Source organism: Aeromonas sp. 600479 (assembly GCF_049175515.1).
Lineage (GTDB): Bacteria > Pseudomonadota > Gammaproteobacteria > Enterobacterales > Aeromonadaceae > Aeromonas > Aeromonas veronii_A.
The window spans coordinates 125770-149752 of record NZ_JAAKVF010000010.1; the positions used below are offsets into that span (position 1 = coordinate 125770).

20 protein-coding genes and 1 pseudogene are annotated in these 23983 nt (G+C 59.3%); 9 read left to right on the forward strand and 12 right to left on the reverse strand.

Annotated elements, in window-relative coordinates; translation table 11 throughout:
- Positions 1–24 precede the first annotated feature (24 nt).
- The 4 genes from G5149_RS12345 to dapB all read right to left on the reverse strand — a co-directional run bounded on the left by G5149_RS12345 (position 25) and on the right by dapB (position 7341).
- Positions 25–1176: a DUF1615 domain-containing protein gene (locus G5149_RS12345; protein ID WP_040067843.1), complete on the reverse strand. Its 1152-nt coding sequence runs from the start codon at positions 1174–1176 to the stop codon at positions 25–27.
- Between the two features lie 301 nt (positions 1177–1477).
- A complete protein-coding gene (carB, locus tag G5149_RS12350) occupies positions 1478–4702 on the reverse strand; it encodes a carbamoyl-phosphate synthase large subunit (RefSeq protein WP_216961925.1) in 3225 nt (1074 codons plus the stop codon).
- 20 nt (positions 4703–4722) lie between these two features.
- Positions 4723–5859 carry a glutamine-hydrolyzing carbamoyl-phosphate synthase small subunit gene (carA, locus tag G5149_RS12355; protein ID WP_031227689.1) on the reverse strand — a complete coding sequence of 379 codons (1137 nt, stop codon included), beginning with the start codon at positions 5857–5859 and terminating at the stop codon, positions 4723–4725.
- Positions 5860–6528: 669 nt separating this feature from the next.
- Entirely contained in the window at positions 6529–7341 is an 813-nt protein-coding gene (gene dapB / locus G5149_RS12360; RefSeq protein WP_005347132.1) for a 4-hydroxy-tetrahydrodipicolinate reductase, read from the reverse strand.
- 333 nt (positions 7342–7674) lie between these two features.
- Here dapB and G5149_RS12365 point away from each other — a divergent pair, with 333 nt between their 5' ends.
- The 4 genes from G5149_RS12365 (at position 7675) to serA (ending at position 12190) form a co-directional block, all read left to right on the forward strand.
- The gene (locus G5149_RS12365; RefSeq protein WP_421212523.1) at positions 7675–9009 is read left to right on the forward strand and encodes a Na+/H+ antiporter NhaC family protein; all 1335 of its coding nucleotides are present in this window, start codon (positions 7675–7677) and stop codon (positions 9007–9009) included.
- A gap of 212 nt (positions 9010–9221) precedes the next feature.
- Positions 9222–9818 (forward strand): 5-formyltetrahydrofolate cyclo-ligase, encoded by a 597-nt coding sequence (locus G5149_RS12370; RefSeq protein WP_337072774.1) that lies wholly within the window; start codon positions 9222–9224, stop codon positions 9816–9818.
- 161 nt (positions 9819–9979) lie between these two features.
- Positions 9980–10633: a ribose-5-phosphate isomerase RpiA gene (gene rpiA, locus G5149_RS12375; protein ID WP_005353106.1), complete on the forward strand. Its 654-nt coding sequence runs from the start codon at positions 9980–9982 to the stop codon at positions 10631–10633.
- Positions 10634–10957: 324 nt separating this feature from the next.
- Complete coding sequence (gene serA, locus G5149_RS12380) at positions 10958–12190, forward strand: phosphoglycerate dehydrogenase (protein ID WP_005337639.1); 1233 nt, start codon at positions 10958–10960, stop codon at positions 12188–12190.
- 80 nt (positions 12191–12270) lie between these two features.
- Here the strand turns inward: serA and G5149_RS12385 are convergent, their stop codons facing one another.
- The gene (locus G5149_RS12385; RefSeq protein ID WP_005337641.1) at positions 12271–12651 is read right to left on the reverse strand and encodes a diacylglycerol kinase; all 381 of its coding nucleotides are present in this window, start codon (positions 12649–12651) and stop codon (positions 12271–12273) included.
- Between the two features lie 144 nt (positions 12652–12795).
- Here G5149_RS12385 and G5149_RS12390 point away from each other — a divergent pair, with 144 nt between their 5' ends.
- Both G5149_RS12390 and aac(6') read left to right on the forward strand, forming a co-directional pair.
- Positions 12796–13860 carry a 3-deoxy-7-phosphoheptulonate synthase gene (locus tag G5149_RS12390; protein WP_337072775.1) on the forward strand — a complete coding sequence of 355 codons (1065 nt, stop codon included), beginning with the start codon at positions 12796–12798 and terminating at the stop codon, positions 13858–13860.
- Positions 13861–13866: 6 nt separating this feature from the next.
- Complete coding sequence (aac(6'), locus tag G5149_RS12395; protein WP_139464053.1) at positions 13867–14325, forward strand: aminoglycoside 6'-N-acetyltransferase; 459 nt, start codon at positions 13867–13869, stop codon at positions 14323–14325.
- Positions 14326–14347: 22 nt separating this feature from the next.
- On the opposite strand, the gene G5149_RS12400 is transcribed toward aac(6'), so the two are convergent.
- The 3 genes from G5149_RS12400 to G5149_RS12410 all read right to left on the reverse strand — a co-directional run bounded on the left by G5149_RS12400 (position 14348) and on the right by G5149_RS12410 (position 17037).
- Positions 14348–15145: an ATP-binding cassette domain-containing protein gene (locus G5149_RS12400; RefSeq protein WP_337072776.1), complete on the reverse strand. Its 798-nt coding sequence runs from the start codon at positions 15143–15145 to the stop codon at positions 14348–14350.
- A gap of 53 nt (positions 15146–15198) precedes the next feature.
- Complete coding sequence (btuC, locus tag G5149_RS12405; RefSeq protein WP_337072777.1) at positions 15199–16206, reverse strand: vitamin B12 ABC transporter permease BtuC; 1008 nt, start codon at positions 16204–16206, stop codon at positions 15199–15201.
- A gap of 99 nt (positions 16207–16305) precedes the next feature.
- Positions 16306–17037 carry a substrate-binding periplasmic protein gene (locus G5149_RS12410; protein ID WP_421212524.1) on the reverse strand — a complete coding sequence of 244 codons (732 nt, stop codon included), beginning with the start codon at positions 17035–17037 and terminating at the stop codon, positions 16306–16308.
- A gap of 112 nt (positions 17038–17149) precedes the next feature.
- Between G5149_RS12410 and G5149_RS12415 the strand changes: the two genes are divergently transcribed.
- On the forward strand, positions 17150–17506 hold the full coding sequence (locus G5149_RS12415; RefSeq protein WP_005353120.1) for a DMT family protein: 357 nt from the start codon (positions 17150–17152) through the stop codon (positions 17504–17506).
- 58 nt (positions 17507–17564) lie between these two features.
- The gene (gene tapW / locus G5149_RS12420) at positions 17565–18704 is read left to right on the forward strand and encodes a type IVa pilus ATPase TapW (RefSeq protein ID WP_337072779.1); all 1140 of its coding nucleotides are present in this window, start codon (positions 17565–17567) and stop codon (positions 18702–18704) included.
- Positions 18705–18798: 94 nt separating this feature from the next.
- Here the strand turns inward: tapW and G5149_RS12425 are convergent.
- A pseudogene (locus tag G5149_RS12425) lies at positions 18799–19248 on the reverse strand (methyltransferase family protein).
- A gap of 172 nt (positions 19249–19420) precedes the next feature.
- Between G5149_RS12425 and alr the strand changes: the two are divergent.
- Positions 19421–20647 (forward strand): alanine racemase, encoded by a 1227-nt coding sequence (gene alr / locus G5149_RS12430; protein WP_337072780.1) that lies wholly within the window; start codon positions 19421–19423, stop codon positions 20645–20647.
- 64 nt (positions 20648–20711) lie between these two features.
- Here alr and G5149_RS12435 read toward each other — a convergent pair whose 3' ends face one another.
- The 3 genes from G5149_RS12435 to G5149_RS12445 all read right to left on the reverse strand — a co-directional run bounded on the left by G5149_RS12435 (position 20712) and on the right by G5149_RS12445 (position 23936).
- The gene (locus tag G5149_RS12435; protein ID WP_005353134.1) at positions 20712–21656 is read right to left on the reverse strand and encodes a TerC family protein; all 945 of its coding nucleotides are present in this window, start codon (positions 21654–21656) and stop codon (positions 20712–20714) included.
- A 303-nt stretch (positions 21657–21959) separates the two neighbouring features.
- Positions 21960–22955: a murein tripeptide/oligopeptide ABC transporter ATP binding protein OppF gene (gene oppF / locus G5149_RS12440; protein ID WP_005337666.1), complete on the reverse strand. Its 996-nt coding sequence runs from the start codon at positions 22953–22955 to the stop codon at positions 21960–21962.
- A complete protein-coding gene (locus tag G5149_RS12445) occupies positions 22956–23936 on the reverse strand; it encodes an ABC transporter ATP-binding protein (protein WP_216978443.1) in 981 nt (326 codons plus the stop codon).
- Positions 23937–23983: the final 47 nt, after the last annotated feature.

Genomic DNA, 23983 nt, shown 5'->3' on the forward strand with positions numbered 1-23983 from the left:
CCAATTGGCCGCCCTTGATGCTTCTTACCGAATCGTCGCCATCTGCCGCACACATCGCTGCTCTCTGTCATCCACCCGCTTGGCAAACCAGGCGGTGGTAAGGTTTCGGGTGATTTTCGGGCTCTTTAGCTGTATGCCGGGCAGGATGGCGCGGGGCAGTCGCTTGCCCGCTTGCTTGTCGGCCAGGGTAAAGATGCGATGGTAGAGGTCGGTCTCGGCAAACTCGGCGGTATCCCCTTTGCGCAGGCTCTGGTGGATCGCCTGTTTGCTCATATTGACCCGGTTGGCGAGGGTGTAGACGGCAAGCTCGGTGTTGCCCGGCAGATCCGAGTCATAACGGATCAGATCCCCGTCCAGCGCCAGAGTTTTGCCACTCAAACGGCTGACGGCGGCCTGAAAGGCGGCATTGCGACTGGCGTACCAGCCGGCGTTGAAATCGGCAAAGCGGTAGAGGGTATCCGGGTAGTCGACGGGATAACCGAAGATATGTTTGGTGCCAAACCAGATGCCGCCGCGACGGGTAAAGACTTCGTGGCGGATGGAATCCTTGATTGGATAGGGGTAGCCACGGGCGTTGGCCTCGGCAAAGGCGATGCTCACCTGCATCGGGCCACCAGTATGCACCGGGTTGAGGTTGCCAAACAGCGTCTTGCCCATCGGCAGCATGCTGATCATGTCTTCGAAGATTTCACTCATCTCCCGCTCGGTACGCAACTTGTCGATGCGCTCGGCGTAGCTCTTGCCGGTGGGCGAGTTGATGGAGAGCGCGGCCCGCACCATAAATTCGGGGATCAGCAGCTTGGCGGCCCGTGAGTTGATCTCTTTCCAGGCGATCTTGCCAAGGCCCGGCACCACGGGGTCGGCCTGATAAGTGGCTTCCTGCTCCGCCACCGCCAGCACGCTACAGACATTGTGATCATTCACCGTCACCCCCTGGGTGGTGAGCGCCGTCACCACGTCGTTGGCCCACCCCTGTTTGTCCGGCACCTGACGGGGCAAGAAGCGCACGATGCGGCTCTTCATATCCGCCGGTTTGCGCGGCTGCATGGCAGGCGGCGTTTTGGGGTTGCTCACGCTCGCCTCTTTGGCAGGCGCGGAGGCGGGATCACTGGCACAACCGGCCAGCAACAAGGCAGAGCAGAAGGCAAGAAGACGACAGGAAGGCAAAGCGGTCATAAGCATGTCCATTTTTTGTAGGCCCTACAGGCAGCGCTGCTGGCACTGCACTGACAAGCAAAGTGGGGCCATTGTAGAGGATTGCCTGCTGCAGTTGAAACCCGCGCTCGCAGCATCCCCTCCCCTTGCCAGCTTTTGCCACCCCACGCGCCATCCGTTGTCTGCGATGCGGAACTCATGACCTTCCTCAATGGCTCACCCGCCCCGAACCGAACGGTGAGCGCCTGATAAAAAGAAACCCCCGCCATCGCTGGCGGGGGTTGGTCGTCTGGCAAGGCGGGCAGATGCCCGCTGCAAACTCTTAGCGGTTTTTCACCTTCTGGTGCAGCTCCTGCACCGAGTTGACGTTGGCGGTGGCATCCACACTGATGGCCATGCAGGTGGCAAACGCCTCGTTCATGGTGGTGGTATACGCCACTTTGTTTTGCAAGGCGGCGCGACGCAGCTGCTTGGAGTCCTGGATCGCCACCCGCCCTTCGGCGGTGTTGACGATGTAGGTGTACTCGCCATTCTTGATGCGGTCGAGAATGTGCGGGCGACCTTCGTGCACCTTGTTGACCAGACGCGGGTTGATGCTCGCCTCACCCAGCGCGACGGCGGTGCCGTGAGTGGCATCCAGCTCGTAGCCCAGCTCCAGCAGCTTGGCGGCCAAGTCGACCACCTGCGCCTTGTCGCTGTGACGCACTGACAAGAGGGCACGACCCTCTTTCGGTACGGCGTGGTTGGCACCCAGCTGCGCCTTGGCATAGGCCTCGGCAAAGCTGCTGCCCACACCCATTACCTCACCTGTGGAGCGCATCTCCGGCCCCAGCAGCGGGTCAACCCCCGGGAACTTGGCGAACGGCAGTACCACCTCTTTCACCGAGTAGTAGGGCGGGATGATCTCTTTGGTGAAGCCCTGTTCTTGCAGCGACTGACCGGCCATAACACGGGCGGCAATCTTGGCCAGCGGAGCACCGGTCGCCTTGGAGACAAACGGCACGGTACGGGCGGCACGCGGGTTCACCTCGATAAGGTAGATGTCATCGCCCTTGACCGCGAACTGCACGTTCATCAGGCCGATAACGCCGAGCTCCAGCGCCAGCTTGCGCACCTGCTCGCGGATCTCGTCCTGAATCTTCTTGGACAAGGTATAGGGAGGCAGGGAGCAACCGGAGTCACCGGAGTGAATACCGGCCTGCTCGATGTGCTCCATGATGCCGCCGATGACCACGTCGGTGCCGTCGCAGATGGCATCCACGTCCAGCTCGGTCGCATCGTCCAGGAAGCGGTCCAGCAGTACAGGCGATTCGTTGGAGACGCTCACCGCCTCGGCGAAGTAGCGACGCAGATCCTGCTCGTCATAGACGATTTCCATGGCGCGGCCACCCAGCACGTAGGAGGGACGAACCACCAGCGGGTAGGTAATGCGCTCGGCCAGCAGCACGGCCTGCTCCAGCGCGGTGACGGTGCCGTTTTCCGGCTGCTTGAGGCCGAGGCGCTCGACGGCAGACTGGAAGCGTTCACGGTCTTCGGCGCGGTCGATGGCATCCGGGCTGGTACCGATGATCGGTACGCCGTTGGCTTCCAGTGCACGGGCCAGTTTCAGCGGGGTCTGGCCACCGTACTGGACAATCACGCCCTTGGGTTTTTCGATGCGCACGATTTCCAGCACATCTTCCAGGGTCACCGGCTCGAAGTAGAGACGGTCAGAAGTGTCGTAATCGGTGGAGACGGTCTCCGGGTTGCAGTTGACCATGATGGTCTCATAACCGTCTTCGCGCAGGGCCAGCGCCGCGTGCACGCAGCAGTAGTCGAACTCGATACCCTGACCGATACGGTTCGGGCCGCCGCCGATGATCATGATCTTGTCGCGGTTGCTCGGGGCCGCTTCGCACTCCTCGTCATAGCTGGAGTACATGTAGGCGGTGTTGGTGGCGAACTCGGCGGCGCAGGTATCGACCCGCTTGTAGACCGGGAAGATGTTGTTGCGGGCACGCAGTTTGCGCACTTCCCCTTCGGCCACACCGAGGATCTTGGCCAGACGGGCATCGGCAAAGCCTTTGCGCTTCAGGGCGCGCAGGAAGTCAGCATCGAGACCGGCCATGCCGCGCTCTTTCACCTCTTCTTCCAGTTTCACCAGATCTTCAATCTGTACCAGGAACCAGGGGTCAATCTTGGTCAGCTTGAAGATGCCGTCCATGGAGAGACCGGCGCGGAATGCATCGGCGATGTAGAAGATACGGTCGCTACCGGCATCCTGCAGCTCGTGACGGATGCGGGTCAGGGAGTCCGGGGCGTTCAGATCCACCATGGGGTCGAAGCCGGTCTTACCGGTCTCGAGGCTGCGCAACGCCTTGTGCAGGGACTCCTGGAAGTTACGGCCGATAGCCATCACTTCACCGACCGACTTCATCTGGGTCGTCAGACGGTCGTTGGCACCGGCGAACTTCTCGAAGTTGAAGCGTGGCACCTTGGTCACCACGTAGTCGATGGCCGGCTCGAAGGAGGCCGGAGTGCGACCGCCGGTGATGTCGTTCATCAGCTCGTCGAGGGTGTAACCGATGGCGAGCTTGGCTGCGATCTTGGCGATGGGGAAACCGGTCGCCTTGGAGGCCAGCGCAGAGGAGCGCGACACCCGCGGGTTCATTTCGATGATGACCATGCGGCCATCTTTCGGGTTGATGCCGAACTGGACGTTGGAGCCGCCGGTCTCGACACCGATTTCGCGCAGCACCGCCATGGAGGCGTTGCGCATCAGCTGGTACTCCTTGTCGGTCAGCGTCTGGGCTGGCGCGACCGTGATGGAGTCACCGGTGTGGATACCCATGGGGTCGAAGTTTTCGATGGCGCAGACGATGATGCAGTTGTCGTTGCGATCCCGCACCACCTCCATCTCGTACTCTTTCCAGCCGATGAGCGACTCGTCGATGAGCAGCTCTTTGGTCGGCGACAAGTCCAGACCGCGCTCGCAGATCTCGACGAACTCTTCGGTGTTGTAGGCGATGCCGCCACCGGAGCCACCCATGGTAAAGGAGGGACGGATGATGCAGGGGAAGCCAACCATCTGTTGCACGCCCCACGCCTCTTCCATGTTGTGGGCGATGCCGGCACGCGGGCACTCCAGGCCGATGCTGCGCATCGCCTTGTCAAAGCGGGAGCGGTCTTCGGCCTTGTCGATGGCGTCGGCGGTGGCACCGATCATCTCGACACCGAACTCGGCCAGCACGCCATGCTTCTCCAGCGCCAGTGCGCAGTTGAGCGCAGTCTGGCCGCCCATAGTGGGCAGGATGGCGTCCGGGCGCTCTTTCTTGATGATTTCGCGCACCACTTCCCAGGTGATGGGCTCGATGTAGGTGGCGTCTGCCATCTCCGGGTCGGTCATGATAGTGGCCGGGTTGGAGTTGACCAGAATGACGCGGTAGCCCTCCTCGCGCAGGGCTTTGCACGCCTGGGCGCCGGAGTAGTCAAATTCGCAGGCTTGGCCGATGACGATGGGGCCGGCGCCGAGGATCAGGATGCTCTGAAGGTCGTTACGTTTTGGCATGAAACTCTTTCCTCTATTTCTTAGGCGCGATACTGCTTAATCAATTCAATAAAGTGGTCAAAAAGACCGGCACAGTCGTGCGGACCCGGGCTCGCTTCGGGGTGCCCCTGGAAGCTGAAGGCCGGACGGTCGGTGCGATGGATACCTTGCAGGGAACCATCAAACAGGGAGACGTGGGTGGCGCGCAGGCAATCCGGCAGGCTGTTCTCGTCTACCGCAAAGCCGTGGTTCTGAGCGGTGATCATGACGGTGTTGTCATCAAGGCTCTTCACCGGATGGTTGGCGCCGTGGTGGCCAAACTTCATCTTGACGGTCTTAGCACCGGAGGCCAGACCCAGCAGCTGGTGACCCAGACAGATGCCGAATACCGGCGTGCTGGTATTAAGGAAAGCCTTGATGGCCTCGATGGCGTAGTCGCACGGCTCGGGGTCGCCGGGGCCGTTGGAGAGGAAGATGCCATCCGGGTTCATCGCCAGTACCTCGGCGGCCGGGGTCTTGGCCGGTACCACGGTCAGGCGGCAGCCACGGTCAACCAGCATCCGCAGGATGTTGCGCTTGACGCCAAAGTCATAGGCTACCACGTGGTACTTCAGCTGGTCGGCATCCGGGGTGACGTGCCCCTTGCCAAGCTGCCAGCTCCCTTCGGTCCAGTTGTACGCTTCACCAACCGTTACCTCTTTGGCCAGATCCATCCCCTTCAGACCGGGGAAGGCGCGGGCCTGTTCGAGAGCATAGGCTTCATCGACCTGTTTCCCGGCCAAAATGCAGCCAGCCTGAGCGCCTTTCTCGCGCAGGATGCGGGTCAGTTTACGGGTGTCGATGTCGGCGATGCCAACGATGTTGTGAGACTTGAGGTATTCGGAGAGGGATTGCTGATTGCGGAAATTGGAGGCAAGTATCGGAAGGTCCCGGATGATCAATCCCTGAGCATGGATCTGACTGGACTCTTCATCTTCGCTGTTGGTGCCGGTGTTGCCTATATGGGGGTAAGTGAGGGTGACTATCTGACGGGAATAAGAGGGATCGGTGAGGATTTCCTGATAGCCCGTCATCGACGTATTGAAAACCACTTCACCAACGGAACATCCCTCGGCGCCTATCGACACGCCTTTGAATACAGTTCCATCTTCCAGCACTAGCAATGCAGTGTGATTCAAGACAACCTCCAGTTATTTAGCTTTAAATTCAGCAATTTACCTGGGTGTTGCGGGCTCGGTTCCGGTCTTGGACAGGACTCGAACCCGGCAGATTTCTGGCAAATTGGGCGCATTCTACTTAAAAAAAGTGGCATTTCAACGTCTTTTCTCAGATGAAATGCATCTAAATTCAATAAAAAAGCAATATTACACATTATCTATGCACTTAATCGCTTTGCAACCCCCTCCCGTGAAAGAAAAGGAAAAACCACCACCAAAAGATGACACCAAGCCAGCAATAGCGACAAAAATAAACAAAAAAAGCAATTAAAACAATGACTTTTATTTTTACACAAAAAACATTAATGACAAATTTAACGCTTTTACGATGACAAGAGTGAACGTGAAAAATGGAAAACGTTTTTCAGTGTTTGAATTTTTAGTCTTTCCGATTCCGTGTAAAAAAATGGCTTAATCCGCCATAAAGATGCTCAAATCTGTTACCTGGTGATGACATTCAGGAAGGGAAAATCTGGTGGATAACACAATAGTGTGATTTATAAGGCATTCAGATAAAAATTGCCGATAGAGTGTCTTTTTACACAAACTCTGGCTGACTGACAGCAAAAACCCCGGCAAGCCGGGGTTTTTCACTGGGTAGCAGTAGTACGAAAGTGCCGCACAGAGGCATCACTTGAGATTGAGCACATCCTGCATGTCATAAAGACCGGCACCCTGCTGACCAAGCCACTTGCCCGCCCGCACAGCACCGTTGGCGAAGGTCAGGCGGCTGGAAGCCTTGTGGCTGATCTCCACCCGCTCGCCTATATCGGCAAACATGACGGTATGCTCCCCCACCAGATCGCCGGCACGAATGGTGGCAAAGCCGATAGTGTTGCGATCCCGCTCGCCAGTGATCCCCTCGCGGCCATAGACGGCGCACTCTTTCAGATCCCGGCCCAGGGTTTTGGCGACCACCTCCCCCATGGAGAGCGCAGTACCGGATGGCGCATCCACCTTGTGGCGATGGTGGCCCTCGATGATCTCGATGTCGGTGTAATCCCCCATCACCTTGGCGGCCTGCTCCAACAGCTTGAAGACCAGGTTGACCCCGACCGAGTAGTTGGAGGCGAACACGATACCGATCTGCTTGCCTGCCTCTTTCAGGGCGGCCTTGCCTGCATCGTCAAAACCGGTGGTGCCGATCACCATCTGCTTGTGGTGGGCCAGCGCAAAGGCCAGATTGGCCAGCGTCACCTCGGGGCGGGTAAAGTCGATGATGAGGTCAAACTCATCGCGCACCTTGTCCAGACTGTCGCTGATGGCCACGCCCAGATGGCCCAGCCCATTGAGCTCACCGGCATCAAGACCGATCACCGCCGAGCCCGGCCGCTCCAGCGCAGCCCCGACCACCACGCCATCGGTGTTGGTGATGGCCTCCAGCAGCACCTTGCCCATACGACCATTACAGCCCATCACGGCCACACGGATCGGATTGTCCATCTCCACCCTCTCATCTCTTTTAATTATGGAAAGAGACCGTTTTACCAGCCCGCGCCCGCTTTGAAAAGCTCACTCTGCGCCACCACACCACATCGACATATAAACGGAAATATTGGATAAATCAGAATATTTGACGGATTTAATCACACAGACAAAATCACCAAACAAAAACACCTATCCATCTGGACGTCTATCTTGACCTTAAGGGATTGACTCACTACTGTGGGCCCCCCAATGCGGCAGGATGCCCGCCCTGTTTTTCCCCTATCCCTATCCGATACAGGCACAAAGCAGTTCATGACAGGAGGTCATTGTTCAATTTCAGAGGAACACATGATCCAGACTCAACCCAGTGCCAGGGCCTTGCTGCCACTTCTGGTTTTTCTCGCACTCTTTATCGGTACCGGTACCTGGCTGACCCTGCAGGGGGTCGAGTTCGCCTTCTATCAACTGCCCGCTCCGGTTGCAGCCTTGCCTGCGGTGATGCTCGCCCTGCTGCTTGGCAAAGAGAGCTTCAACAGCAATCTGGAGACCTTCTTCAAGGGGGTTGGCCACAGCAATATCATGGCGATGTGCCTTATCTATCTGCTGGCGGGCGCCTTTGCCAGCGTGGCCAAGGCCACCGGCGGCGTTGATGCCACCGTGGCGCTGGGTCTCTCCCTCATTCCCGGCTGGGCGCTGTTGCCCGGACTGTTCCTCATCTCTGCCTTTATTGCTACCGCTATGGGCACCTCCATGGGCACCATAGGTGCCGTGGCGCCGGTCGCGCTGGGCGTGGCGCAGGCGGCCGGTATCGATCCGGTACTGATGGCAGGCACCATTCTCTCCGGCGCCATGTTTGGCGATAACCTCTCCATCATCTCCGACACCACCATAGCAGCCACCCGCAGTCAGGGGTGCGAGATGAAGGACAAGTTCCGCGAAAACTTCAAGATTGCGGCCCCAGCTGCCATCGCGGTGATCCTGCTCTATCTGACCCTGGGCTCAGTGGGTGAATCCCCGGCCAACAGCAGTGCCATCGAGCTGTTCAAGGTGATGCCTTATCTGCTGATCCTTGGGCTGGCGCTCGCCGGAGTGAATGTGTTTGTGGTGCTGGGGATCGGCATTCTGGCCGCCGGAGTGGTGGGCATGATCAACGGCTACGCCATCGGTCAGTTCAGCAAGGATATCTATCAGGGCTTTACCGGCATGCAGGAGATCTTCATGCTCTCCATGCTGATCGGCGGTCTCGGCGCCCTGATGGAGCGTCAGGGTGGACTGGCCTGGATCAGCGAGCGCATCAGCGCCCTGATTGCCCGTTTCACTCGCGAGCACAATGGTGAACAGAACGAGAAAGCCGCCGAGCTCGGCATCGCCGGGGTGGTGAGCCTCACCAACCTCTGCACTGCCAACAATACCGTCGCCATTATCGTTGCGAGCAAGGTGGCCCGGGATCTGGCCGAACACCACGGTGTCACCCCGCGCCGCGCAGCCTCCATGCTCGATATTTTCTCCTGCGTGGTACAGGGTCTGATCCCCTGGGGCGCACAGGCGCTGCTGCTGGGATCCATCTTCGCCCTGTCACCGCTGGCGGTAGTGAGCATGAGTTTCTACCCGATGGCACTCGCGGTAGCGGCACTCATTGCAGTGTTTGTGAAGCACCAGATGCGCGGCAAGGCTGACAAGTAACAGACCAGAGGCTGACGCGCCGACATGCCGTCAACAGGGGCCACACCCTGGCCCTTGTTGACTCACTATCGGATCCGCCAGCATTTACCCCACCGTCCCGGGCATCAGCCGTCCGGGGCGGGAGTTCCCCTGTCCCCCTTAACGTCAAGAGTGAATGTGCTAAGGTAGAGCGCATTCAAGCCATCGATGCGCAGCTATACCAGAGGTTCCCCATGCATGAGTCCCAACCCGAACGTCAATCCCTGCGCCAACTGGTTCGTCAACGCCGCAAAAATCTGAGTCCGGCCGAGCAACAAGAAGCGGCTCAGCAGCTACTGGCCCAGTTCAAGCAGCACCCCGAGATCCTCGCCGCCAAACGGATTGCCCTCTATCTGGCCAATGACGGGGAAATCAATCCCTTGCCCACCATCCATTGGCTGTGGGCCCAGCACAAAGAGGTCTACCTGCCGGTGCTTCACCCCTTTACCCCGGGTCACTTGCTCTTTTTGCGCTACACCGCCACCAGCCCCATGGTGCGCAACCGCTACGGTATCGAAGAGCCGGAGCTGGATATCCTGCAGGTGGTGCCCCACAGTACGCTCGATCTTATCTGCACCCCGCTGGTCGCCTTTGATGCCGAGGGCAATCGCCTTGGCATGGGGGGTGGCTACTATGATCGTACCCTCGCCATCTGGCATGAGCACAAGCTGGGCCCCAAGCCACTCGGCATTGCCCACGACTGCCAGCAGGTAGACGCGGTCCCGCAAGAGGTGTGGGATGTGCCGCTGCCCCAGATCATCACCCCGAGCCACTGCTGGCGCTTTGAATAGGCCGTTTTTGGCCGGCAATCCCGGCTTTGTGCGCGCAAACGCAGAATAAACAGGCAAACGATTTACAAAGTCCCTCTTTTTGCCCCGGAACGTGAGCAACAAGGTCGCGACGGGGTACCGGGTTGGATATAATGCGCCCGCTTTTTTCTTAAGGAACGATCATGACTCAAGATGAAATGAAGAAGGCGGCCGGTTGGGCTGCGCTCAAGTATGTGGTTCCCGGCACCATCGTCGGGGTGGGCACCGGCTCTACCGTCAACCACTTTATCGACGCGCTGGCGACCATGAAGGACGAGATCAAGGGGGCGGTATCCAGCTCCGTGGCCTCTACCGAGCGCCTCAAGGGCTTCGGCATCACCGTATATGATCTCAACGAGATCGACGCCCTCTCCGTCTATGTGGATGGCGCCGACGAGATCAACGCAACCCGCGACATGATCAAGGGCGGTGGCGCAGCCCTGACCCGCGAGAAGATCGTTGCCGCCGTCGCAGACAAGTTCATCTGCATCATCGACAACACCAAAACCGTCGACGTGCTGGGCCAGTTCCCGCTGCCGGTGGAAGTGATCCCGATGGCCCGCGAATACGTGGCCCGTGAAATCCGCAAACTGGGTGGCAACCCGGTGTGGCGTGAAGGCGTGGTCACCGACAACGGCAACCACATTCTGGATGTAAAAGGCATGGCCATTACCGACGCCAAGGCGCTGGAAGTACGACTGAACGCCATCGTTGGCGTGGTCACCAACGGCCTGTTCGCAGCCCGCGGCGCCGATGTGGTCCTGATCGGTACGCCGGACGGCGTGATTACCCAGTAATCCCGACACCGGCAGCACAGTGCAGCGGCATCCTCCCTCGCACGCTAGCGCCACTCTGCCAGCCCTGACGCAGCAGCGGCGTTGATTGAGCCCCGGGATGGGATATGACCCAAACATTGCACTGTGAATAAATGACGGCGCCTGATGGCGCCGTTTTTATTTATCCCTCAACAAGTTGCATACGGATGTTTACAACATTCGTTGATAACTTCAAAGAATTTGACTTTCGTCACAAATATTCCCTCTCCCAAACGTTTTTGCTACTTTACGGTTTTCTTCGCACACCAAATCTGCACTTACGTTTGCACATACAGAGGGATCGTCATGACTGCCAAGTTTTCGTTGGACAAGGATAAAATCAAGGTTCTGCTGCTGGAGGGGGTTCACCCCAACACCGTAGAGACCTTTCGTGCCGCAGGTTACACCAGTGTGGAGTATCTCAAGACCTCGCTCTCCGAAGAGGAGCTGATCGAGCAGATCCGCGACGTCCATTTCATCGGGCTGCGCTCCCGCACCCAGATCACCGAGAAAGTCCTCGACGCCGCCAACAAGCTGGTCGCCATCGGCTGCTTCTGCATCGGTACCAACCAGGTCGAGCTGGAAGCGGCCCAGATCCGCGGTATTCCGGTCTTCAACGCCCCCTTCTCCAACACCCGTTCGGTCGCCGAGCTGGTACTGGGCGAGATCCTGCTGCTGCTGCGCGGCATCCCCGAGAAAAACGCCAAGTGTCATCGCGGCGTGTGGGAAAAACTGGCCAACCGCTCGGTGGAAGCGCGCGGCAAGAAGCTCGGCATCATCGGCTACGGCCACATCGGTACCCAGCTCGGCATCATCGCCGAGAGCATCGGCATGAAGGTTTATTACTACGATATCGAGAACAAGCTCTCGCTGGGTAACGCCATTCAGGTGCCGAGCATGGTCGAGCTGCTCAATATGTCTGACGTCATCAGCCTGCACGTGCCGGAGACCGCCTCCACCAAGAACATGATCGGAGCCGAGCAGCTGCGGATGATGAAACCGGGCGCCATCTTTATCAACGCCGCCCGCGGTACCGTGGTGGATATTGATGCGCTGGCTGACGTCATCAAGAGCGGCCATATTGCCGGTGCCGCCATCGACGTCTTCCCGGTCGAGCCCAAGTCCAATGACGAGGAGTTCCAAAGCCCGCTGCGTGGGCTGGAGAACGTCATCCTGACCCCGCACATCGGTGGCACCACCCATGAGGCGCAGGAGAACATCGGGCTGGAAGTAGCCAACAAGCTGGTCAAATACTCCGACAATGGCTCCACCCTCTCCGCCGTCAACTTCCCGGAAGTGTCGCTGCCGGGCCACAAGGGCTCCAGCCGCCTGCTGCACATTCACCGCAACCAGCCGGGTGTGATGAACCAGATCAACCAGATCTTCGCCGAAGAGGGGATCAACATCGCCGGTCAATACCTGCAGACCAGCAGCCATATAGGTTACGTGGTGATCGACGTGGAGACCGAGCACAGCGAGAAGGCGCTCGCCAAGCTCAAGGAGATCAACGGCACCATCCGCGCCCGCATCCTCCACTGATAGACCCTTATCTGCGCAGCAAAAAGCCCGTCGTGATGACGGGCTTTTGTATGAAGCAGACCTCAAAGCAGCGTGATGGCTTACCACCACCCCAACAGATTGCGGCCTACCAGCGCGCCCCATACCAGAGCGTTCAGGGCCAGCGCAATAAAGACGGCGGCGGAGCCCAGATCCTTGGCACGACCGGAGAGCTCGTGATGCTCGGAGCCAACCCTGTCTACCACAGCTTCAATGGCGGAGTTGAGGATCTCGACGATCACCACCAGCCAGCTGATGACGATAAGCAGCAGGATCTGGTTGAGAGAATCCCCCAGCCAGAAGGCCAGCGGCATCAGCAACAGGATCAGCATCAGCTCCTGCCGAAACGCCGCCTCGTTAATCCAGGCTGACTTGAGCCCCTTCATGCTGTAACCGGTTGCATTGATGATGCGGGTGACCCCGGTTGCCCCTGGCTTTGCCACGCTATCTACCTCATTTGGAATCGATTTTGGCCTCACATCCTATCAGAGCCCCCCAAGGTTTCAATCGGTGGACTTTTGCTTTATTTTATCCCTTTGCTTTTTCGCCCCTTGCGGCTGACACCACCCACTCGAGACTTGAGTTGTATGTCCATTCACACAGATGAATTGCGCACCCGTCGCCTGGAGTCACTGATCACTCCGAGCGAGCTTGCACACGCGTTTCCGATCACCGATACCATTGCCCAGAATCTGCTGGATGCCCGTCGCGAAGTGGAAGCCATTCTGGCTGGAGACGATCAGCGCCTGCTGGTCATCGTCGGCCCCTGTTCCATCCATGATCCCGCTGCTGCTCGCGAGTATGCCCAGCGCCTCAACGCCCTGCGCGAGCAGTATAAAGAGAGCCTCTGCATCGTGATGCGCACCTACTTCGAGAAGCCGCGCACCATCGTCGGCTGGAAAGGGCTAATCAATGATCCGCGCCTCGATGGCAGCTTCGATGTCAACGAAGGTCTGAAACTGGCGCGCAAGCTGCTGGTCGATATCAATGAGCTCGGCATGCCCACCGCCACCGAGTTCCTCGACATGGTAACCGGCCAGTACATTGCCGACCTCATCACCTGGGGCGCCATCGGCGCGCGTACCACCGAATCCCAGGTACACCGCGAGATGGCCTCCGCCCTCTCCTGCCCGGTCGGCTTCAAGAACGGCACCGACGGCAACACCCGCATCGCCATCGATGCGGTGCGCGCCGCCCGTCACAGCCACATCTTCTATTCGCCGGACAAGGACGGCAAGATGACCATCTACCGCACCGCCGGCAACCCCTTTGGTCATGTGATCCTGCGTGGCGGCCACCGCCCCAACTACGATACCGCCAGCATCGACGAAGCGTGCGAAGCGCTGGCCGATGTGGGTCTGCCGGAGCGTCTGGTGGTCGATTTCAGCCACGGCAACAGCATGAAGGATCACCGCCGTCAGCTGCTTGTGGCGCAAGATATCTGCGATCAGCTACGCCGCGGCCGTACCGGCATCGCCGGCATCATGGCCGAAAGTTTCCTGGTGGAAGGGCGTCAGGATGTAGAGAACGGCTGCGCCGCCACCTTCGGCCAGAGCATCACTGATGCCTGCCTGTCATGGAGCGACACCGAAACCCTGCTGGCGATGCTGGCAGAGGCAGCACTGGTACGCCTTGCCAAGCGGCAAGCCTGAGCCCCGATGACGAATATCGGCTGGCAGATAGTCCCCCTCGACGAGACGCTGCTGGCGCAGTGGGCAACCCTGCGCCAGCAGCTGTGGCCGCACCACGCACTTTCGGCCCACCTGCAGGAAGGGGTTGAGATGTTGGCCAATGCACATCTCAACGCCTTTCTGGCGCTGGATGAACAGAGTCAAGCGGTAGGCTTTGCCGATGCAGCCCTGCGCCACGATTACGTGAATGGCTGCAACAGCAGCCCTGTGATGTATCTGGAAGGGGTCTATGTGCAACCGGCCTCGCGCCAGCGTGGGGTGGCCCAAGCCTTGATCGCTCAGGTGGCGCAGTGGGGCCGCGAGCTGGGTTGCCGGGAACTGGCCTCCGATGCCGCCATCGACAATCTTGACTCGCAGCAGATGCACCAACAACTCGGCTTTGCCGAAACGGAGCGAGTCGTATTCTTCAAAAAGGCCCTCGGCTGACGCCAAGGGCCTTTCTTGTTTCTCACAAACTGGGCATAAACCACACCCGGCCTGCCGCTTCGATGCGATCGGTGCTGATCTGGAATACCTGCGCCAGCAGTGCCTCATCCACCAGCTCGACACCCCCTTCGCGCACCACAGCGCCCCCTTGCAGGCAGAGAATGCGGTCGGCCCAGTCGATAGCCAGATTGATATCGTGGATGGCAAGTACCACCAGCAATCCCTGCCCGGCCAGCTTTTTCAGCAGCCGTAATAGCGCCAGCTGATGATGCAGGTCGAGCCCCGCCAGCGGCTCGTCCAGCAGCAGCACCTTGCCGGTCGGATTGAGGCTCGGCCACACCTGCAGCAGGGTGCGGGCGATCAGCACCCGCTGCTGCTCGCCCCCCGACAAACGGCTGAAGTCCCGGGCCAACAAGGCTTCCAGCTCCAATGCCTCGCACAGTGCATTTATCGCCTCGCTCTGCCTGGCGGGCGAAACCGCCTCATCGAGCCCCAGGCTCAACACCTGAAACACCGGAATATGAAACAGCTGGGGCTGACGCTGGGGCAACATAGCGCGCCGTTTGGCAAGCTCGGGCCAACTCAGGTCAGTAAGCACTTCCCCCCTCAGCAGTACTGTGCCTTTAGCGGGCAAAATCCCCGCCAACGCACCGAGCAGGGTCGACTTGCCACTGCCATTGGGGCCGAGCAGCGCCACCAGCTGGCCGTCATGCCAGCGAAGATCGAGAGGAGAGAGCCGTCCGGCAATGGCGAGCTCGCGCGCCTCCAGCAGCGGCGCAGTAGCACCAGAAGAAACCGGCATGTGATCAGCGGGCGACATCGGCATCTTGCCTCAACAACGGGTAAATAAGGTGACTGCGCGCCCCGACCAAATCATGCAGAACCATCAGCAGTTTGCCTCAATAGCAGATAGATAAAGAGCGGCGCCCCCACCGAGGCGGTGATGACCCCGATAGGCAACTCCCCCGCGCTCAGGGTGGATCGAGCAACCAGATCGGCTGCCAGCAGCAGGGCCCCGCCACCGAGCGCCGACGCAGGCAGCAGGAAACGCTGATCGCTACCGCCACAGAGCCGCAGCAGATGGGGCACCACCAGCCCGACAAAACCGATCACCCCGCACAGGGATACCGCCACCCCGGTCAGCAGACAGACCGCCAGCACCAGCCGTACTCGCATCCTGTCGACATCCATCCCCATCAGGCGGGCCTGGGTCTCCCCCAGCAGCAACTGTTGCAGCGCCTTGCCCTGCCAGCAGAGCCAGCCCAGGGTGAGCGGCAACAGCAGCCACCACCAGGCAAACTGCTGGCTGCCATAAGAGAGGCTGCCCATCATCCAGAACATGAATTCACGCAAGGAGCCGTCGTCGGCAAAGTACATCAGCCAGGTCATGGCGGCATTGGTGAGAATACCGATAGCCACCCCAAACAGTAGCAAGCGGGCATGGCCGAGACGCGCCCGGCGAGCCAGCCGAATGAGCAGCATGGTCACCAGCAGGGCGCCACCGAAGGCCGCCAGTGACAGCCCCCAGCCGGGCAGATAGACACCGAGGGATTTGGCTACCGCCATCGCTACCATGGCAGCCAGTCCTGCCCCGCTTGAGACACCAAGCAGCCCGGGCTCCGCCACCGGGTTGTGCAGCATCACCTGTAGCACGGCACCGCCACAGGCAAGCGCTGCACCAGCCAAGAGGGCCAGCAAGGCGCGGGGCAGGCGCAGCTCCAGCAGGATGCGCTGTTCGAGATCGCCAAGGGGCTGCCAGGGTAGCAGCACAAACTCGCCCCAGACGAGGGAGAAGAGAAACAGCAGCAAGGTCAGCAGCGTAAGGCCACAGAGCCAGCGCCGCTGCCAGCGCCGCTGGCGGGCGATAAGGGAGAGGTACAAGGAGGATCCCCAACAATAACAAGGCTACATCCCCAGCCCTGTCGCAGCGCCTGGGGGAAGCAGGAAAAGGGCATGATAACAGTGGCTTGCCACCCAAGGTCAAGGCTGGTAACGCTTTGCCATCACGCTTATCTCGCCGCTGGCCACCAGATTTTGCAGCGCTACCAGCAAGGGCTGGCGCAACGACTGATGAGGTGAGTGCTTGCTCATCCCCAGATAGAGGGTCACCGGCGTGGCGGGGCGGTAGTCCGCCTTGCCTATCCGGCTGGCATTTCCCTGACTCAGGGCATAGTCCACCTGACAGTCGGTGCCAATCATCAGCGGCAGGTGACCGCGCTGCACCATGCGCAGCAGCTGATCTTCGGTGGGTACTCCGTGCTTGTCGAGGCGACTGTCAGAGTTGAAGGGCTCAAAGTAGGCGGAATTGAGCACATAGCCCACCTTCACCCACTGCAGATCGCGGTATTGGTGGATCCGGGCCACATTGACCGGCTGACCATAAAACGCGGGCCAGCACTGGTAGTAGGCAGGCTGCAGATAGTCGATGAACTGCGCACGCTCGGCGGTATAGGCGAGGCCAATCATCAGATCGACCTGACCGGTCTGCATCTGCTTGAGCGCCCTGCCCCACGGCATCCGCCGTACCTGCAACTCAATGCCGCTCGCCTGTTGCAACCGGCGCAGGATGTCCATGTCGAGCCCCTGCAACCGGCCATCCGCTTGCAGGATGCGAAATGGCGGCCACAGGTCGGTGGCCACCGTCAGCGTCGGGGTCGCTCGCACCGGCATGGCAAATAACAGTAACAACACAATCCCGCATAACTTGCCCATCCCGTCGCATACCTCGCACGGCTTATCCTGTTGGTTAAAAATACCCTCCCGCACCACGTATGAAAACCGGTGGTTCAGGGATAAAATGCGCCGGATTTTCAAGGAGAACCCTATGAACCCGATTTTCGCTAGTATCGGTCTGCTGCTGTGCAGCAACGTCTTTATGACCTTCGCCTGGTACGCTCACCTCAAGAGCATGAACCACAAACCCTGGATCATTGCCGCCCTGGTGAGCTGGGGTATCGCCCTGTTCGAATACCTGCTGCAAGTGCCCGCCAACCGCATCGGCCATACGGTGATGAGCGTGGGCCAACTTAAAATCCTGCAAGAAGTGATCACACTCACCGTATTCGTCCCCTTCTCTATCTTCTATCTCAAAGAAGATCTGAAATGGGACTATCTCTGGGCAGGGCTCTGCATTCTCGGTGCGGTCTTTTTTGTCTTTCGCGAGAAACTGACCGGCGCCTGAGGCTGTACACTCAATATCATCCCGCTCATGGCATCTCATTGATCGACGAGGCAAAAAAATGGAATTGCGAGACATGTTACAGATCCTGGCCAAGCAGGATGGCTCAGACCTCTATCTGTCGACCGGCGCCCCCCCCTGCGCCAAATTTAACGGCGGCCTGCGCCCCCTCAACGAAACGCCGCTGGAACCGGGTGAAGTGGCGCGGATCGCCGCCGAGATCATGGATGGCGAGCAGAAGCAGCAGTTCGAGAAGGATCTGGAGATGAACCTCGCCATCTCCCTACCCCAGATCGGTCGCTTTCGGGTCAACATCTTCAAGCAGCGCAACGAAGTCTCTCTGGTGGCCCGCAACATCAAGACCGACATCCCCCGCTTTGAAGATCTCAAACTCCCGCCTGTGCTGCTCGACACCATCATGGAGAAACGTGGCCTAGTGCTGTTTGTCGGCGGTACCGGCTCGGGCAAGTCCACCTCGCTCGCGGCCCTCATCGACCATCGCAACCGCAACAGCGGCGGCCACATCATCACCATCGAGGATCCGGTGGAGTTCGTTCATCGCCATCGCAAGAGCATCATCAACCAGCGGGAGGTTGGCGTGGATACCCGCAGCTTCCATGCGGCCCTGAAAAACACCCTGCGTCAGGCGCCAGACGTCATTCTTATCGGCGAGATCCGTGATCGCGAGACCATGGAACATGCGCTGGCCTTCTCCGAAACCGGCCACCTTGCAATCTCCACCCTGCACGCCAACAACGCCAACCAGGCGCTGGATCGCATCATCAACTTCTTCCCCGAGGAGCGCCGCCCCCAGCTGCTCAACGACCTTGGCAACAACCTCAAGGCCTTTGTCTCCCAGCGACTGGTGAAAACCACCGATGGCGGCCGCCGGGCCGCAGTGGAGATCATGCTCGGCACCCACACCATCCGCGACATGATCAAGCGCGGTGAATTTGGCGGCCTCAAAGAGGTGATGGAAAAATCCAAAGCCCTCGGCATGGTCACCTTCGACAGTGCCCTGTTTGATCTGGTGGTAGAAGGCGTGATCGACGAGGAGGAGGCCGTGAAGAACGCCGATTCTGCCAACAACCTGCGTCTCAAGATCAAACTGTGGAAGGAGAAGGGGCAGATCGCCAGCAGCAGTGATGCCACCGGCTGGAGTCTCGAACCCACCAAGGACGAGAAAGACGATTTTTTCTAAACCTGTCCCTCTAGAACCTCGGGCCAGCCCGAGGTTCTCTTTACCCCGTACGGCTAGCCCGACTTATCCCTCAGCTCACATAGGTCACTGCCATTCAGCACCAACGGCGAACGCGTTGGCAATACGCCACATACTCGTCGCCGAAACGGGCGCGCAGCAGCCGCTCCTCCGGCATGATCTGGAAGCGTGTCAGCCAGGCCACCAGCACGATCGGCCCAACCCAGACCCATATACTACCGAGATAACAGCCCTAGGCGGCCAGCCAGCAGAGCAATCCCAAATACATGGGATTACGGCTGAAGCGATAGACGCCACAGGTCACCAGATGGCTGGTGTGCTGGGGTCGGGTGGGGCTGACCGTGGTCTGGTGGTGGCGAAACCGTTGCAGGGCACCAAAACCCATGATAGCCCCCACCACGATCAGCGCAGCCGTCAGCGCCATCACCCAAGTGCCGGGCTGGCTCTCCGATCTCAGCCACCACATGAGTCCCACGCAAAACAGGAAAATCAGTGGGGGTGGCAAACGTAACTCAAGATTGACCATTTTCTTCCCCTGACGAGTGTCGGCCGAACCCATGTTGCGGTAGACTCGCAATCGATCTGCGACGGTTTGAAGTGACAAAGATCATAATAATAACAACAGGTTGTCGTTAAAGCACAGCCAATGTTGGTGCTCTCATCCACACTATCCAACGCGAACAACAAAAGGAATCACCATGCACAAGAAAACGCTATTGGCCACCCTGATCCTCGGCCTTCTCGCGGGCCAAGCCGTTGCGGCACCCTACCTGCCCCTTGCGACGGATCATCGCAACGGTCAGGAGCAAGCCGCCAGCAACGCCTGGCTGGAAGTGGATCTGGGCGCCTTTGAACACAATATCCAGACCCTCAAGGATCGCCTCGGCGACAAGGGCCCGCAGATCTGCGCCATCATGAAGGCCGATGCTTATGGTCATGGCATCGACCTGCTGGTCCCCTCCGTGGTCAAGGCCAATATCCCCTGCATCGGCATCGCCAGCAACGAAGAGGCGCGCGTCGCCCGCGAGAAGGGCTTTACCGGCCGTCTGATGCGGGTGCGTGCTGCCACCCCGGATGAAGTAGAGCAGGCCCTGCCCTACAAGATGGAGGAGCTGATCGGCAGTCTGGTCAGTGCCCAGGGTATCGCCGATATCGCCCAGCGCCACCACACCACCATTCCGGTGCATATTGCACTCAACTCCGCCGGCATGAGCCGCAACGGCATCGACCTGCGTCTGGCCGATGCCAAGCAGGATGCGCTGGCCATGCTCAAGCTAAAGGGGATCACCCCGGTCGGCATCATGACCCACTTCCCGGTTGAGGAGAAAGAGGACGTCAAGATGGGACTGGCCCAGTTCAAACTGGACTCCCAGTGGCTGCTGGAAGCGGGCAAGCTGGATCGCAGCAAGATCACCATCCACGCCGCCAACTCCTTCGCCACTCTGGCCGTGCCGGACGCCTACTTCGACATGGTGCGCCCGGGCGGCCTGCTCTACGGTGACTCCATCCCCTCCCACACCGAATACAAGCGGGTGATGGCATTCAAGACCCAGGTCGCCTCGGTCAACCACTATGCAGCGGGTAACACCGTCGGTTATGACCGCACCTTTACTCTCAAGCGTGACTCCTGGCTCGCCAACCTGCCGCTGGGCTACTCCGATGGCTATCGCCGCGCCCTCAGCAACAAAGCCTATGTGCTGATCCAGGGTCAGAAGGTACCGGTGGTCGGCAAGACCTCCATGAACACCATCATGGTGGACGTGACCGACCTGAAGGGTGTGAAACCCGGTGACGAGGTGGTGCTGTTTGGCCGTCAGGGTGACGCCGAAGTGAAACAGGCGGATCTGGAGGAGTACAACGGCGCCCTGCTGGCGGACATGTACACCATCTGGGGCTACACCAACCCCAAAAAGATCAAACGCTGATCACGCGATATGAAAAAGGGCTCCCGCGGGAGCCCTTGTTGTTTGGTATTAAATAATGTTGCGTTTAAGCGGCCTTTTTACGGGTCACAAACAGACTCAGCCCCATGGATGCCAGCAGGATCAACGCGACTACGCCCAGTGCTATGCCGGTCGGGATCTTGAAGATATCCAGCAGCAGCATCTTGACCCCGATAAACATCAGGATCAGCGCCAGACCGTATTTGAGCAGGGCGAAGCGATCAGCCACACCCGCCAGCAGGAAGTACATGGCACGCAGACCCATGATGGCGAAGATGTTGGAGGTCAGCACGATGAAGGGATCCGTGGTCACCGCGAAGATGGCCGGGATACTGTCCACCGCGAAGATGAGATCGCTCACCTCCACCAGCACCAGAATGAGCAGCAGCGGGGTGGCATAGCGCACACCGTCACGCCAGACGAAAAACTTCTCCCCCTCCAGGGTCTCGGTCACCTTGAAGCGACGGCGCATCCAGCCCAGCAGCGGGTTATTGGCGAGATCCGGCTCCTTGTCGGCCGCCCACAGCATTTTGGCACCGGTCAGCAGCAAGAAAGCGCCGAACAGGTAGAGGATCCAGTGGAACTGCTCGATGAGCCAGCTGCCCGCGAACACCATACCGGCACGCATCACGATGGCACCCAGTACCCCGTAGAGCAGCACCCGGCGCTGTAGCTCGGCCGGAATGGCAAAGTAGCCGAACAGCATCAGCCAGACGAAGACGTTGTCCACTGCCAGCGCTTTCTCGATGAGGTAGCCGGTGAGGAACTCCAACCCCTTCTGGTTGGCGATTTCACGGCCCGCGCTGTGATCCAGCCAGAGCCAGATAGCCAGGTTGAAGAGCAGGGCAACACTGATCCATATGAGGGACCAGACGCCCGCCTCTTTGAGAGATACCTTGTGTGACTTGCCGCCACCGACAAAGCGTATGTCTATCCATAACAGGACCAGCACTATGCTGAAGAAACCGGTCCACATCCACCATTCACCCATGTTCACTTCTCCCAAAAACGACAAAACCCACGACCGGGAGGCAGTGGGTTTGCGTTTGGAGCAGATACACCTTGCCTCTCGGCAAGGTCTCACTTACAGCTGATTTGCATCGACTGCCCGGCTGCCGGGTGCACTGCAGGAAATGGGTGCACCGTAATGACGACAAACCGGCGAGAAATTACTCCCCTTGTTGCGCGGATAGTAGCAGCGGTAAAAGATAACGCCAAGAGGCATCTTCACTACCGCCAGAAATAAATCGGGGCCCCATCAAGGAGCCCCGCAAACAGGTTCAACACATCCCCATCAGAGCGGGTCGACCTTGAGGCAGGAGACCGCGTGATCAAAGTTCCCCTCAAGCACAGGACGGGTCTTGGCGCACTCGGGGCCAGCCACCGGGCAGCGGGTGCGGAACACGCAACCGGACGGCGGGTTCATCGGTGAGGGCAAGTCGCCCTCCAGGATCTGGATCACCTTGTTGCGCTCCAGCTCAGGGTCCGGGATCGGCACCGCTGACATCAGCGCCTTGGTATAGGGGTGCAACGGGTTGGCGAAGATCTCCTTGCGAGTCCCCAGCTCAACGGCGTTGCCCAGATACATCACCAGCACCCGATCGGAGATATGCTTGACCACCGACAGGTCGTGGGCGATGAAGATAAGCGACAGCCCCATCTCCTTTTGCAGGGATTTGAGCAGGTTAACCACCTGCGCCTGAATGGAGACGTCGAGCGCCGACACCGGCTCGTCGCAGATGATCATCTTGGGCTCGAGGATCAGCGCCCGGGCAATCCCGATCCGCTGGCACTGGCCACCGGAGAACTCGTGCGGATAGCGGTTGACCAGGTTGGGCAACAACCCCACCTTGCTCATCATGGCGCGCACCTTCTCTTTCACCTCTTCCCGTGGCAGGTTGGGATAGAAGGTGATGAGCGGCTCGGCGATGATGTCGCCGATGGTCATGCGCGGGTTCAGAGAAGCCAGCGGGTCCTGGAAGATCATCTGGATCTCTTTACGCTTCTCGCGCAGGGCATTCTGATCGAGCTTGGTGAGATCGTCACCCAGCCATACCACCTTGCCATCGGTGGCCGGTACCAGACCGATGATGGCGCGGGCAAAGGTCGATTTGCCGCAACCGGACTCCCCCACCACACCGAGGGTTTCACCCTCATAGAGACGCAAGGTCACGCCATCGACCGCCTTGAGATCGGACGGTTTGGCCCAGGGCCACGCCTTGCCACTCTTGATACTGAAGTGGACCTTGAGATCAGACACTTCCAACAGCAATTTTTTGTCGGCACCCATTTAGTTGGCCCCCTTGTTCATGGCATCCGAAACCCAGTGGCAAGCGCGCTCCCGACCGTCGTTGAACGGGGTCAGGATCGGTGACTGCTGGCCGCAAATCTCGCTCACACGGTGGCAACGCTCCTGGAAGGGGCAGCCGGTGGGCAGACGCAGCAGGTTGGGCGGATTGCCCGGGATGGTGGGCAGCACTTCCCCTTCGGTATCGAGGCGGGGAATGGCGCGCAGCAGGCCTTCGGTGTAGGGGTGGCTCGGGCGATAGAAGATATCGTCTACCTTGCCGTACTCCATGGTACGACCGGCATACATCACCAGCACCTTGTTGCAGATACCGGCGACCACGCCAAGGTCATGGGTGATCATGATGATGGCGGTGTTGAACTCGCGCTTGAGCTCGTTCATCAGAGTCATGATCTGGGCCTGAACGGTCACGTCGAGTGCGGTAGTCGGTTCGTCGGCGATCAGCAGTTGCGGCCGGCAGAGCAGTGCCATGGCGATCATCACCCGCTGACGCATGCCGCCGGAGAACTCGTGGGGATACATGCCCATCCGCTTGCGTGCTTCAGGAATTTTGACCGCATCGAGCATCCGTACCGACTCTTCGAACGCTTCCGCCTTGCTCACCCCTTTGTGCAGCATCAGCACTTCCATCAGCTGATCCTGCACCTTCATGTAGGGGTTGAGCGAGGTCATGGGGTCCTGGAAGATCATGGCGATCTTCTCGGAGCGGATCTTGTTGAGCTTGGACTCCGGCAGGTTGAGGATCTCCTCCCCCTGAAACTTGGCGGAACCGGTAATAATGCCATTTTTGGCCAGCAGCCCCATGATGGCAAAGGCCGTCTGGGATTTGCCGGAGCCGGACTCGCCGACGATCCCCAGGGTTTCACCCGCAGCGAGGGAGAAGTTGAGGTCGTTGACCGCCACCACATTGCCGTCCGGGGTCTTGAACTCGACCCGCAGATCTTTCACATCCAGTAACTTCATATAAAAACTCCTTCTCGATCTTTCGTGACGTTTTCCTGTCGATCCGA